At 34.5% G+C, this 14,093-nt stretch carries 11 protein-coding genes; all 11 read left to right on the forward strand.

Annotated features, from left to right (window positions below; all coding sequences use genetic code 11):
• Positions 1-43: 43 nt before the first annotated feature.
• Positions 44-2,368 (forward strand): alpha-xylosidase, encoded by a 2,325-nt coding sequence (yicI, locus tag CaldiYA01_RS02650; protein WP_207181055.1) that lies wholly within the window; start codon positions 44-46, stop codon positions 2,366-2,368.
• 77 nt (positions 2,369-2,445) lie between these two features.
• A complete protein-coding gene (locus CaldiYA01_RS02655; protein ID WP_207181057.1) occupies positions 2,446-4,197 on the forward strand; it encodes a sensor histidine kinase in 1,752 nt (583 codons plus the stop codon).
• A gap of 7 nt (positions 4,198-4,204) precedes the next feature.
• Positions 4,205-5,758, forward strand: coding sequence for a response regulator transcription factor (locus CaldiYA01_RS02660; protein ID WP_207181059.1), 1,554 nt, complete (start codon positions 4,205-4,207; stop codon positions 5,756-5,758).
• 177 nt (positions 5,759-5,935) lie between these two features.
• Positions 5,936-6,850: an ABC transporter permease gene (locus tag CaldiYA01_RS02665; RefSeq protein ID WP_207181061.1), complete on the forward strand. Its 915-nt coding sequence runs from the start codon at positions 5,936-5,938 to the stop codon at positions 6,848-6,850.
• Positions 6,851-6,878: 28 nt separating this feature from the next.
• Complete coding sequence (locus tag CaldiYA01_RS02670) at positions 6,879-7,769, forward strand: carbohydrate ABC transporter permease (protein WP_207181063.1); 891 nt, start codon at positions 6,879-6,881, stop codon at positions 7,767-7,769.
• Positions 7,770-7,842: 73 nt separating this feature from the next.
• Positions 7,843-9,537 carry an ABC transporter substrate-binding protein gene (locus CaldiYA01_RS02675; protein WP_207181066.1) on the forward strand — a complete coding sequence of 565 codons (1,695 nt, stop codon included), beginning with the start codon at positions 7,843-7,845 and terminating at the stop codon, positions 9,535-9,537.
• A gap of 126 nt (positions 9,538-9,663) precedes the next feature.
• Entirely contained in the window at positions 9,664-10,314 is a 651-nt protein-coding gene (locus CaldiYA01_RS02680; protein ID WP_207181068.1) for an MgtC/SapB family protein, read from the forward strand.
• A gap of 72 nt (positions 10,315-10,386) precedes the next feature.
• Complete coding sequence (locus tag CaldiYA01_RS02685) at positions 10,387-11,868, forward strand: aminotransferase class I/II-fold pyridoxal phosphate-dependent enzyme (RefSeq protein ID WP_207181070.1); 1,482 nt, start codon at positions 10,387-10,389, stop codon at positions 11,866-11,868.
• 101 nt (positions 11,869-11,969) lie between these two features.
• Positions 11,970-12,356, forward strand: coding sequence for a Mini-ribonuclease 3 (locus CaldiYA01_RS02690; protein WP_207181072.1), 387 nt, complete (start codon positions 11,970-11,972; stop codon positions 12,354-12,356).
• A complete protein-coding gene (locus CaldiYA01_RS02695) occupies positions 12,353-13,618 on the forward strand; it encodes an ArsB/NhaD family transporter (protein ID WP_207181074.1) in 1,266 nt (421 codons plus the stop codon). The genes CaldiYA01_RS02690 and CaldiYA01_RS02695 overlap by 4 nt, the downstream gene beginning before the upstream one ends.
• Positions 13,619-13,640: 22 nt before the next feature.
• Complete coding sequence (gene fabZ, locus CaldiYA01_RS02700; protein ID WP_207181084.1) at positions 13,641-14,063, forward strand: 3-hydroxyacyl-ACP dehydratase FabZ; 423 nt, start codon at positions 13,641-13,643, stop codon at positions 14,061-14,063.
• Positions 14,064-14,093 lie beyond the last annotated feature (30 nt).

Here is a 14,093-nt window from a genome sequence, read left to right on the forward strand (position 1 = left end):
TTTGCCAGTGACAAGCTTAATAATATAAAGGTGGGATTTTAAAATGAAATTTACAGATGGCTTTTGGCGTGTAAAAGATGGAGTAAGATTATATCATCCAGCTCATGTGTATGATTATGAAGTTGCAAAAGATACAGTTACTATTTTCGCGCCAGCTCAATCTATTACAAACAGGGGACAAACTCTACAAGGACCTGTTTTTACCGTACGTTTTTCCTCACCTTTTGAGAATGTTATAAGAGTGCAAATTTGGCATTACAAGGGTCAAAAAGATAAAAAGCCACATTTTGAATTTTATAAAGAAGAATATTGTCCTTTGATAGAAGATTTTTCGGATAATATTGTAATAACAAGTGGAAAGCTCAAAGCTACCATTAGTAAAAAAGGTGAGTGGGGAGTAACATATTACTATGAAGATAAATATCTAACAAGAAATGGTTATAAATATCTTGGTTACGCAATCATGCCTGACAATACTACTTACATGAGAGAACAGCTTTCTTTGAGTGTTGGCGAAAGTGTTTATGGGCTGGGTGAGAGGTTTACCCCTTTTGTTAAAAACGGACAAGTGGTTGATATGTGGAATGAAGATGGTGGTACGATCTCTGAGCTTGCTTACAAAAACATTCCTTTTTACATTACAAACCGTGGTTATGGTGTTTTTGTGAATGACCCAGGACGTGTATCATTTGAAGTTGCCACTGAGAATGTGGAAAGAGTCCAGTTTTCTGTGGAAGGTGAATATTTAGAGTATTTCCTAATTGGTGGCAGCAGCATGAAAAATGTTTTGGAAAATTACACAAAACTCACAGGTCGGCCGAAGCTTCCTCCAGCATGGTCTTTTGGACTTTGGCTTACAACCTCATTTACTACAAACTATGATGAAAAGACAGTTACAAGCTTTATAGACGGAATGATCCAAAGGGGTATTCCACTTCATGTATTTCACTTTGACTGTTTCTGGATGAAGGATATGCACTGGGTTGATTTTGAGTGGGACAGAAGGGTTTTTCCTGAACCATCGCAGATGCTAAAGCGTCTAAAAGAAAAGGGAGTAAAAATATGTGTTTGGATAAATCCCTATATATCTCAGCTTTCAAAACTTTTTGACGAAGGCAAAGAAAGAGGATATTTTTTGAAAAAGCCAAATGGTGATGTATGGCAGACAGATGATTGGCAGCCTGGTATGGCTATTGTTGATTTTACAAACCAAGAGGCGTGCAAGTGGTATGCAGAAAAGCTCAAAGAGTTAATTAGAATGGGGGTTGACTGTTTTAAGACAGATTTTGGTGAAAGAATTCCAACAGATGTTGTTTATTTTGATGGTTCAGACCCTCAAAAGATGCACAATTACTACACCTATCTTTACAATAAGACAGTATATGAAACATTAGAAGAAGAATTTGGCAAGGGAAATGCAGTTGTGTTTGCAAGGTCAGCGACGGCAGGAAGCCAGAAATTTCCTGTTCACTGGGGCGGAGACTGTTTGGCTTCATATGAGTCTATGGCAGAGACGCTCAGGGGTGGTCTTTCACTTTCACTTTGTGGTTTTGGATTTTGGAGTCATGACATAGGTGGGTTTGAAAGCACAGCAACACCAGATCTTTACAAAAGATGGGTTGCATTTGGGCTACTTTCTTCACACAGCAGACTTCATGGGAATTCTGCTTATAAAGTTCCTTGGCTTTATGACGAGGAAGCGGTTGATGTTTTGAGGTTTTTCACAAAGCTAAAATGTAGACTTATGCCTTATATCTTTGCAAAGGCTGTAGAGGCAGCAGAAAAAGGAATTCCTGTCTTGCGACCTATGGTGTTAGAGTTTCCAGATGACCCAGCATGCAACTACCTTGATAGACAATATATGTTAGGAAGTAGCCTCTTAGTTGCTCCGATTTTTTCACCAGATGGCGAGGTTCAGTATTATGTTCCAGAAGGCATATGGACAAACATATTGACAGGTGAAAAGATTGTTGGTGGCAGGTGGAGAAAGGAAAAACATAATTATTTTAGCTTGCCGCTTTTAGCAAGGCCAAATTCTATAATTCCAATGGGAAGTTGTGACACAAGACCTGATTATGACTATGCTCAAAATGTAACATTGAATGTATATGAATTGGAGGATGGGAATACTGTTTCTGTAGCTGTAAAGAATACAAATGGCGAGACAGAACTTGAGTTAGAAGTAAAAAGAGACAATGACAAAATTTCAATAAATGTATTAAAAGATACTCAAAAGCCTTGGATACTTCTTTTCCATGGACTTAAGTTAAAGTCTCAATTTAATGCTATTGTAAATCAAAAAGAAAATGGGAGTGAAGTAATTTTAGAAGCAGCAAGTAAAGAAGCGTTGTTGAGTATTGAAAAATAGAGTTAAAAATTTTCCATTGTTTGACCGTCATGGTTTTAGTTAAAATAAAATTAAAGAAATCAAATAGGTGAGAAAAGATGAAGATCTTTTTTGCAAATTTAAAAATAAAGAAAAAATTCATATTAGCTTTTGTGATTTCTGCTTTAATTCCCCAAACTATTTTGGGGATTATTCTTTTTTTAAACCTCAGAGCAATTGCTTTGGAAAATGCTATCAAAGACACAAGAAAAAATGTTGAAGATGTAAAAATCAAGCTTATGGATATTGTACAGAATGCTGTTGATATTTCAAATAAATTATATCTTGACAAAAAACTTCTGAATATACTTTCAACAGAGTACAAAGATATATCCAAAATCTACGATGATTATATTTCATATACAGAGCTTTCCAATCTCATGTCTATTTACAACAAGAATATTTATGCAATAAAAATTTATGCCTTTAATCCCACTTTACTTGATACAGGCGAAATTGTAAAGGTTGACGATTATACAAAAAATCAAAAATGGTTTAAAGAAGCCATAAAAGGCGATGGGAAGATTTTATGGGAGCTTGTGTTTGACAATAATCCATTTCGGCCGCAGTATTATTTTAGCATGATAAGGCTTATAAAAAACTCTTATGGTGAAAGAATAGGTGTAATGGTAATTTACATAAAAAAAGAAAAGCTTGAAGAAGTGTTGTCATTGCACTTGAACACCTTAATTATAACTGACAAAGGAATAGTTGTTGCTACAAAGGACAAAGATCTTGTTGGTAAGAAACTGAATTTTAATTTTTCCTCTCAGGATGGCAAACTTATTGAGAATGTCAATATTGATGGTAAAAAAACAATGGCAATTTTAGGTACAATTAGTGCAAGTGAAAGCGGAAGCAGCTTTCTCAAAGTCATTTCTTTTTTCTCGAAGAGAGAAATATTTAAAAAAGTCAACAAAATAACTTTTATAACGTTTGCACTTATATTCAGTAACTTGCTTGTATCACTTCTTCTTATGCTTTTATTTTCTAAACTAATAACTGACAGAATTGCAATCTTGAACAAAAAAGTGAATGAAATTTCGCATGGCAATTTGGATGCACAGATAAATATTTTAGGCAATGATGAAATTGGACAACTCACAGAGAATATAAAAACAATGGCTAAAAATATCAAAAACTTGATTGACCAGGTGTATCTGGCAGAGGTACAAAAACAACAAATAATTGCTAAACAAAGAGAAATCCAGTTTGAGATGCTTTGTAGTCAAATAAATCCTCATTTTTTATTCAATACTCTTGAGGCTATCAGAATGAAGGCTTTTTGTACAGGTCAGCATGAAATAGCTCAAGTTGTTTATTTGCTGAGTAATTTGCTCAGGAAAAGCATTGAGATGACAATAGATTTAATAACTTTGGAAAAAGAAATTGAGATTGTTAAAGAATTTTTAGAGATTCAAAAGTTTCGATTTGGCGATAAGATAGATTACAAAATTGAAGTTCAAGATGACCTTCTTTCATCAAAAGTACTTCCATTTATTATCCAACCATTTGTTGAAAATTCAATTAGGCATGGTATTGAACCGATGATAGGAAAAGGAACCATTGAAATAAAGGTATTTGAGAAAGATGGTACAATAAGGATAATTATTACAGACAATGGTGCTGGAATGCCTAAGGAAAAGCTTGGGGAGGTCTTACAGTCGTTAGATAGCAAAGACAAAAGTCATGTTGGATTGAAAAATGTTTATCATAGACTAAAACTATTTTATGGGGAAGAGGCAAAGATTTTTATAAATAGTGAACTTGGCAAAGGCACAAGTATTGAAATTCAAATTCCAAAGAGGTGAAGAGGTTTTGCTAAAAGCAATTTTGATTGACGATGAGCCTATAATATTAGAAGGTCTTCAAAAAATTATTGATTGGAAAGCATTAGGATTTGAGATTGTTGCCACAGCTCAAGATGGAATAGAAGGATTAGATAAGATAAAGAAATATAAACCTGAAGTTGCATTGATTGATATCAGAATACCTGGAATAGATGGGCTTTTGCTTATAAAAAAGTTGAAAGAGGAAGGTGTGAATACCAAAGTTATAATTCTTTCAGGATATTCTGAGTTTGAGTATGCAAAAGAAGCAATTGAGCTTGGTGTTGAAAGTTATTTGCTAAAGCCTGTTGACCCGCGTATGCTTGAGCAGAAGTTAGAGAAAGTGAAACAAAAGATTAGTCAAGAGATTGAACTGCAAAGGGCAGTTCGGACTACTCAAGAAATCGGTTTGGAAAAAGCAATAGAAAAACTTTTGCTGGGAGCATTTGATGAACATGAAATAAATTATATCAGTAGTTTTTACGGGCTCTTGCTTCCATGGAATAAATATCAGGTTGCTATAGTAACGTTTTGTAGCAAGAATAATCAAAAGGTTATAGAAGAAAAACTATCTCAATTAAAAAAAGAGATAGATTTGTTTTTAAAAAGAAATTGTTGTGGATATTCAACAATTGTTAATCATAATATATGTATTCTTTTCAAAGATTTTTGGTATCCATTCAATAGCAAGAGTATTAACATATTAAAGGAAAATCTGTCAAGAATAGTTAGCAACCAAGTAGTGATTTCAATTGGTAGTGAAGTTGATGACTACACTCTTATCAAGAAGTCATTTAAGGAAGCGATAGAATTGCTTGAAAGACGATTTCTTTTAGGATACAAAGGAATTGTTTACATAGGTGAGTATATGGAAAATATTGAAGGTAAAAAAGTCAACTTTGATAATAAAGAGTGTACCGAAAAATTAGCAATGGCTATAGCACTAAATGGATTTGAGAACATTAATCGGATAGTTGAAGAAAAGAGTGAACAATTTTTGTATAGTAGAATGTCTGAAGAGGATATAAAGATAAATTTCTCAAACTTCTATATTGAGACTTTATATAAATTGACCCAAAATGATCTTTATAAACCTCTTGTTGAAAAATATCTTAGCCAAGAGATTTTAAAGAATTTTTACGTACAGCCTACCTTAACAGAATTAAAAGGTTTGATAAAATTCTACTTTGTATCTATTGCAGATGAGATTAATAAATTAAGTCCTGATAGCTTAAAACAAAGGATTGCTGACTTTATAGAGAGAAACTATTTTGCAGATATAAAATTAGATACAATTGCCAGTGCTTTTGGATACAGTAGCTCTTATTTTAGTAAGCTCTTTAAAAAGATATTTGGAGAAAACTTCACGGTGTATTTAGATAGAATACGGGTAGAGAAGGCTAAAGTCTTTTTAAAAGAAGGATGTAAGGTATCTGAGACATGCAAAAAAGTTGGTTTTGAAGATGTTGATTATTTTTGTTCAAAATTCAAAAAATATGTAGGACTTTCACCAAAGGAGTATAAAGAGAAATTAAAAAATTGATAAATATATCAGAAAAGAAGCTACAAAAAATGGCTTCTTTTTTTGTTTTTTAAATGTCTAAACTGTAGGGTATAAGATGTCAAAAAAATAGGGTATTGTAATTTTATTTTTTTCTTTAAAATTGTATATGTCTAAACAGTGGACAACAATGTGAAATATATTTTTGGAGGCTTTAAAATGAATAGTTCAAAACTTTACAAAAAACTGTGGCGGCAAAGATATCTAATTTTAATGATTTTTCCTTTTATCATATGGCTTATTGTTTTTAGATATGTTCCGCTATGGGGTTGGATTATGGCATTTCAAGATTATAAACCTGGTAAACCTATTTGGAATCAAGAATGGGTTGGATTTAAGTGGTTTGTTGAGATGTTTCAGGACCCTGACTTTTACAAAGCTATGAGAAATACATTAATAATGAGTTTTATGGGGTTGGTATTTGGCTTTCCACTACCAATAATCTTAGCTTTACTTTTAAATGAAATAAAAAATATAAGCTTTAAAAGAACAGTCCAGACAATTTCATATCTTCCGCACTTTGTTTCGTGGGTTGTTGTGGCAAGTTTAGTAAACGAAATTCTATCACCAAGCGGTGTGATAAATCAAATTTTACAAAAGATTCATCTTATAAATTACCCAATTATGTTTATGGCAGAGCCACGCTACTTCTGGTGGATAGTTACATTTTCCGATATTTGGAAAGAACTCGGATGGAACACAATTATATACTTGGCAGCAATAACGTCAATAAATCCTGAACTGTATGAAGCTGCAACTGTTGATGGTGCGGGAAGATTCAGAAAGATGATAAGCATAACGCTGCCAGGAATAATGCCCACAGTTATAGTTCTTTTAATTTTAAGTATTGGAAACATAATAAACATAGGTTTCGAAAAGCAATTTCTTTTAAGAACTGCGGCGACAAGAGATGTTGCTGATGTCATCGACCTTTACATACTTACATATGGTATTGGAACAGGCAGATACTCTTTTGGAACAGCTGCAGGTGTTTTCAAGTCAGTTGTGAGCTTGGTTCTACTTGTTTTTGCTAATTGGTTTTCTAAAAAGACAACTGGCTATCGCATGGTGTAAAAAACTTTACTCAAGGAGGCATTTTAAAGTGAAAAGGAAAACAACAGGAGATTTGGTATTTGAAGTATTTAATTACCTACTAATGATGATTTTGACAGTAGTCACTCTCTATCCTTTTTTACACGTTTTAGCTGTATCGCTTAATGACCCTTATGATACAGTAAAGGGTGGAATTACTATATTTCCACGAAAGTTTACATTAGTAAACTATATAGAAACATTAAACTATCCTCAAATTCCGTGGGCAGTATTGATAACTGTGTTGAGAACAGTTATTGGAACTTTTGCTGGTGTTTTGTCAACTGCTATGGTTGCTTATGTTATAAACAGGAAGGATTTTATTGCACGAAAACCAGTTGCAATGATGTTTATTATTACTATGTATGTTGGTGGAGGCTTGATTCCTGATTACATGCTAATAAGAGGACTTGGACTTATGAATAACTTTTTGGTGTATATTCTTCCCGGTCTTATAAGTCCTTTTAATGTTATTGTTATAAAGTCGTATATGGAAGGGATTCCGCCCGATTTGGAAGAGTCGGCAATGATAGATGGTGCAAATGACTTTTTGATATTTTGGAAAATAATTTTGCCACTTTGTGCTCCTGTAGTTGCAACAATAAGTTTATTCATTGCAGTAGGTCACTGGAATTCATGGTTTGATACATACCTTTATTGTTCAAATGAACCAAGGCTTACAACACTGCAGTATGAACTTCAAAAAATTTTGTCTAATGCTGCAGCCTCCTCTCAGATTGACTACTACAGCAATCTTGACCCTAACAGAACGATGAAAGTAACTCCTCATTCTCTCAGAATGGCTATGACTATAATTGTGACTTTACCAATTTTATTTGTTTATCCGTTTGTCCAAAAATATTTTATTCATGGTATGACAATTGGTGCTATAAAAAGTTAAAAAGATTCACGGCTTTTAGCTGGTAAGAACCAGCTTTTAGCATAAAACAAAAATGGGGAGGGTTGAATTAGCCATGAGAATTTCAAAAAAGTTACTTTCAATTTTATCACTTGTAGTGGTTGGGATTTTTGTTTTTGAAATTGGCTTTGTTGGGAATGCTACTGGTTCAAAGCTTGTCCATCCTTTAAAACCTACACCAGAGGCTAAAAAACCAATTACTTTTACTATGTATAATGCTGAAGTGAATCCGAACGATGATGGATTTAAGTCTCCTGTTGCACTAAAGATAAAAGAACTTACAGGCGTGACACTCAAAATTGAATATGCTGTGGCTCAAGGAGGCCAGCAGAAACTTCAGCTTATGGCAGCAAGTGGTGATTATCCAGACCTTGTATATGCAAAAGGAGATTTGCAACTTCTTAAGAATGCTGGTGGTATTGTTCAGTTAGACAGTTTAATTGAAAAGTATGGTCCTAATATCAAAAAAGCATATGGCAAAAATCTCAAAAGACTCAGATGGAGTCCACAGGATCCACACATTTACTGTTTGGGAATTACAACAGACAATGATGCAACTTTGGATGTTAATGGTGGATTTATGATTCAGCACAGAGTAGTAATTGAGCAAAATTACCCAAGAATAAGAACAATCAAAGACTTTGAAAATGCAATAGTCAAGTACTGGAAGAAACATCCTGCTACAGATGGACTTCCAACAATTCCACTCACACTTTCCGCTGATGACTGGCGAACTGTTATATCGGTTACAAATCCAGCTTTTCAGGCAACGGGCGCACCAGATGATGGAGAGTTTTATGTTGATCCAAAAACTTTGAAAGTAATAAGACATTATAAACGTCCAATTGAAAAAGAATATTTCAAATGGTTAAATCACCTATGGAACGCAGGAATCCTTGATAGAGAGACATTTGTTCAGAAAGACGACCAGTATAAAGCAAAAATTGCATCTGGAAGAGTTCTTGCTTTAATTGACGCAGGTTGGGCGGTAGGTGAGCCAATTACTGCTCTCAAGAAAGCAGGTAAGTACGAATACACATATGGTTATTATCCTGTTACAGTAAATGAAAAAATTAAACAGGCTCCACCTGATGTCAAAGTTGGTTACACAGGGGGCTGGGGTGTTGCAATAACTGTTAAGTGCAAGGATAAAGTAAGAGCTATTAAATTTTTAGACTGGATGTGCACAGAAGATGCCAATATCCTAAGACAGTGGGGGATAGAAGGTATCCATTACACATATGTAAACGGCAAAAGAGTATTTCTTCCTAAAATTGACCAGATGCGAAAAACAGATCCAACATTTTCTAAAAAGACAGGAATTGGTGCATACCTTTATCCATTCCCAAGACTACCTAACACGTATATTGACTCTACAGGAAATCCAATTGCGCCTGATACAAGAAAAGAAGATATAAGAAAGAACTACAGTGATGTTGAAAAGAAAGTTCTCTCAGCATACAAAGCTGAGATTTGGAAAGACTTGTTCCCCAAATCAAATGAATATCCAGAAAAAACATGGGGATATCTATGGATGATTTCAATTGATGATCCTAATATCAAAACAATAAACGACAAAATTTGGAACTATACACTTTCAACCATTCCAAAAGTTGTAATGGCAAAAGAAAAAGATTTTGATAAGGTATGGGAAGAATTTTTAGCTGGTTTTGAGAAGCTTGGTAATAGTAAAGTTGAAGAATATTATACAAAGAGAATCAAGCAAAACATTGAATTGTGGACAAAATAATAAAGTATTCCATTTGAGGCTGCTTTTTCTAAAACCCAAAAAACGAGAAAGCAGCCTCTTTAATTTTTTTACATTTTGTAGTATATAATATAATCATAGTCTTACATTCTAAAGAGGGAATTTTGAATGTTACAGGATATATTGAAAATCATATTTGCAATATTGGCAGGTGGACTTATTGGTATTGAGCGTGAAAATGTCCACAGACCAGCAGGATTCAGAACACATATTTTGGTCTGTGTTGGTTCAACGCTTGTTATGATGACATCTGAGCATATTTATGAGATTTATTACAAAGGACATGCAAATATAGATGTTGCAAGACTGGGTGCTCAGGTCATCTCAGGGATTGGCTTTCTTGGTGCAGGGACAATTATAAAAGATGGTGCTACAGTCAAAGGTTTAACCACTGCTGCAACTTTATGGGCTGTTGCGTGTATTGGTCTTGCAATTGGAATTGGGTATTATAAGGGTGCATTTTTAGCAACAGCTGCTGTATATCTTACTTTGATTCTATTAAAAAAGTTTGAAGTAAAATTTGTATCAAAAGGGATTTTGAGGTCAATAATTGTCGAGGGGCACAATCTAAAAAGTTCTATTCAAAAGATAGATTCAATTTTGACAGCACACTCTGTGACAATTAAAGATATTAAATTTATGCATGAAAAGACTGAGAAGGTTTGTTATAAAGCTTTAGTTTTGCCAGATAGCAATATCAACCAGCTTATTACAGATCTATATCTAATTGAGGGTGTAAGCCGCGTAACTTTTGAGTAAAAAAATACTTTTAAAAAAATTGCAGTGTGGTATAATTATCAATCAGAAAATTAAAAAGTATAAAGAAAAGAAATGGAGGCAGGGCAGAATAAGGTGACAAAGGAGGACCAGAGCAAAACACCCTTATTTGATGCTGTAAAAAGACACATTGAAAAGAATATAATACCGTTCCATGTTCCGGGACACAAATATGGAAGAGGTCTTAAAGAATTTACCGATTTTGTTGGGCAAAACGTCATGCTAATGGACTTAAACGGCATGGAGGATTTAGACAATGCAAACAACCCAATAGGAGTCATCTATGAAGCTGAAAAGCTTTTTGCAAGCGCATTTGGTGCTCAATATGCATATTTTTTGGTAAACGGTACAACGTCTGGTGTTCAGACAATGATAATGTCAGCGTGCGAACCTGGAGATGAGATAATACTGCCTCGAAATGCACACAAAAGCGCATTTGGCGGGATAATTTTAAGTGGGGCTATACCTGTATATGTGCAGCCAGAGGTCAATGAAGAGCTTGGGATTACAATGGGTGTGACAATTGAGAATGTGAAAAAAGCTATACTAAAACATCCTCATGCAAAAGCTGTATTTGTTATAAACCCAACATATTATGGAATTGCAAGTGATTTGAAGTCCATAACAAGGACAGCACACAAGTTTGGAATGGCTGTTTTGGTAGATGAAGCGCATGGTGCACATATGGGATTTCATAATGATTTTCCGCTCACTGCAATGGAAGTTGGAGCAGATATGAGTGCAGTTTCTACTCACAAAACAGGTGGGTCACTTACTCAAAGTTCAGTGCTTCTTCTTAGAGGTCACAGAATTCAACCAGAAACTGTCAAGCAGGTTTTGAACCTTACAATGACAACAAGCTCATCTTACATTCTGATGTGTTCCATAGACGTTGCAAGAAAACAGCTTGCAATGTATGGTGAAGAGATGTTAGAAGAGACGCTCAAACTTGCCAGAATGGCAAGAGAAGAGATTAACAAGATTGAAGGACTTTATGCATTTGGAAAAGAGCTAATTGGGACACCGGGTGTTTATGACTTTGATGAGACAAAACTTGGGATAAATGTCAGAAGACTTGGCATAACTGGATATGAAGCTGAGAGAATTTTGAGAGATGAATATAACATCCAAGTAGAAATGTCTGACCTTTACAATATACTGGCTATAATCTCTTTGGGAGATACACAAGAGAGTGTGGAAAAGCTAATTGAAGCTCTTCGCGATATGGCTAAAAAACTTGGCGTAAAGGATGTAAAAACGCCAACAATAGTTTTGCACTCGCCGCAGGTGATAGTGTCGCCAAGAGATGCATTTTATAGCTCTAAAAAGGTTGTTGATCTTGACAACGCAGTTGGTGAGATTTCAGGTGAGATGGTCATGGCATATCCGCCTGGAATACCACTTATTTTGCCGGGTGAGAGAATTACAAAAGACCTTGTTGATTATATAAAGCTTTTGAAAGAAGAGGATTGTCAGCTGCAGGGCACGGCCGACCCTTATGTGAATACAATAAGGGTACTTGGAACAGCTGATTGATTTTAGTAAAAAACAATTATATAGTTTTTTGGGCCAAGTTTGGCTTTGGCTCATTTTGTTTTTATTGTGAGATTAAAGTCAAAAGTGGTGAGAAGGTTATTATGTTAAATCCCCTCACATATGCATATGTAGGCGATGCTGTATATGAGCAATTTATAAGAACAAAAATGGTTGAAGAAAATCCTAACTTGACTCCGCATTTGTATCATTTGAGGTCAATAATGTACGTTAAAGCAGAAAATCAAGCAAAGGCAATGCGACATATCTGGGATATTTTAACTGAAGAAGAAAAAATTATTGTAAAACGCGGAAGAAATGCAAAAAGTAAAACAATACCGAAAAATAGTAATGTTATTGATTATAAGTTTGCAACAGCGTTTGAATGTCTTGTAGGGTACTTATATCTTCAAGGTAAAAATGAAAGACTTTACTTTATTCTTAATACAGTTTATGAAATGCTTACAAATGAAAGGAGAAAAAAACAATGATATTAGCAATTGTAATATTTTTGCTTGTATATGCATTTATAGTTTCTGAAAAGATTCACAGAACAATTATTGCACTTTTTGGTGCTGCCATCTTACTTATTTTTAAGGTTGTGTCTTATGAATATGCTATTCATGAGGCAATAGATTTCAATACCTTGGGACTTTTGGTAGGAATGATGATTATTGTATTTATTACAAAGCGCACAGGTATATTTGAATACATTGCGGTAAAACAGGTAAAACTTTCAAAAGGTAGCCTTCTTATTATGATAATACTTATATCCATAGTAACAGCTGTAGCTTCTGCTTTTTTGGATAATGTTACAACAGTACTTTTGATAATTCCTATTGTTCTGAGTATCACAGAGGATCTAAATATCTCTCCAATTCCTTTTGCAATTTCAATCATATTTGCTTCAAATGTTGGTGGGACAGCAACCCTAATTGGAGATCCACCAAACATAATGATTGGCAGCAAAGCAGGACTTTCGTTTATGGACTTTGTTAAAAATCTTGCTCCAGTAATTGTCATAATTCTTGTTACCACAGTGTTAATATTTGCTTTTATATTTAGGAACAAATTAAAGGTAGATCCTGAACTTAAAGAAGTTTTTTTGAAAATAGATGAGAGTGAATATATAAAAGATAAGAAGTTGCTCATAAAAAGTTTGGCAGTGTTAGGTCTTACGATATTGGGTTTTATTCTTCATGATAAATTAAAGCTTGAATCTTCAATTATAGCACTGGCAGGTGCCAGCCTACTTTTGCTGATTAGCGGTGTTGACGTAAAAGAGGTCCTTGAAGAGGTTGAATGGACCACAATATTTTTCTTTTTAGGACTTTTTATAATAGTAGGAGGGCTTGAGATAACTGGGGTCATTGATATTCTTGCAAAAGCAATGTTAAATATAACCCATCGTAACCCGCTTTTAACAGCGCTTGTAATTCTCTGGGGTTCTGCTATATTCTCTGCATTTGTTGACAATATTCCATTTACCGCTACTATGATACCTTTGATTTTAGACATGCAAAAACTTGGGCATTTTGATGTAGAACCACTTTGGTGGGCTTTAGCTCTGGGTGCATGTCTTGGCGGAAATGGTACTATTATCGGTGCATCGGCAAATGTTGTCACAGCAGGTCTTTTAGAAGAAAAAGGATATAAGCTTTCATTTGGAGAATTTTTTAAATATGCCTTTCCTACAATGATACTTACAATTGTTCTTTCAACCATATATTTAGTAGTAAGATATTATATGTAACAAAAAGGAGATGAACTAAAAAATGATTGATATTAATATGATCATGAACATTCTACCTCACAGATACCCTTTTTTACTTGTTGACAAGATTGTAGAAGTTGAAGAGGGAAAGAGAGCAAAGGGAATCAAAAATGTGACAATCAACGAACCGTTTTTCCAGGGGCATTTTCCGGGAAATCCTGTGATGCCGGGTGTGTTGATTGTTGAGGCAATGGCACAGGTTGGAGCTGTTGCAATGCTTTTAAAAGAAGAATTTATAGGAAAGACTCCGTTTTTTGCAGGTATTGACAAGGTAAGGTTCAAAAAAGTTGTAAAACCTGGCGATGTTCTTGTGATTGAAACAGTTCTAATTTCTCTCAAAGGTTCAATTGGCAAGGCAAAGGCGGCTGCATATGTTGATGGTGAAGTTGTATGCGAGGGTGAATTGCTTTTTGCTATAAAATAAAGGTAACCGGCAAGATTTCAAGCTGGTTAC

The organism is Caldicellulosiruptor diazotrophicus (genome assembly GCF_017347585.1).
GTDB classification, from domain to species: domain Bacteria; phylum Bacillota; class Thermoanaerobacteria; order Caldicellulosiruptorales; family Caldicellulosiruptoraceae; genus Caldicellulosiruptor; species Caldicellulosiruptor diazotrophicus.

Bases quoted from the DNA above. Each gene is read 5' to 3' on its own strand.
- CaldiYA01_RS02685 (WP_207181070.1), top strand. From the start codon at position 10,387: ATGGAGGCAGGGCAGAATAAGGTGACAAAGGAGGACCAGAGCAAAACA.
- CaldiYA01_RS02655 (WP_207181057.1), top strand. From the start codon at position 2,446: ATGAAGATCTTTTTTGCAAATTTAAAAATAAAGAAAAAATTCATATTA.
- CaldiYA01_RS02675 (WP_207181066.1), top strand. From the start codon at position 7,843: ATGAGAATTTCAAAAAAGTTACTTTCAATTTTATCACTTGTAGTGGTT.
- CaldiYA01_RS02680 (WP_207181068.1), top strand. From the start codon at position 9,664: ATGTTACAGGATATATTGAAAATCATATTTGCAATATTGGCAGGTGGA.
- yicI (WP_207181055.1), top strand. From the start codon at position 44: ATGAAATTTACAGATGGCTTTTGGCGTGTAAAAGATGGAGTAAGATTA.
- CaldiYA01_RS02695 (WP_207181074.1), top strand. From the start codon at position 12,353: ATGATATTAGCAATTGTAATATTTTTGCTTGTATATGCATTTATAGTT.
- CaldiYA01_RS02665 (WP_207181061.1), top strand. From the start codon at position 5,936: ATGAATAGTTCAAAACTTTACAAAAAACTGTGGCGGCAAAGATATCTA.
- fabZ (WP_207181084.1), top strand. From the start codon at position 13,641: ATGATTGATATTAATATGATCATGAACATTCTACCTCACAGATACCCT.
- CaldiYA01_RS02690 (WP_207181072.1), top strand. From the start codon at position 11,970: ATGTTAAATCCCCTCACATATGCATATGTAGGCGATGCTGTATATGAG.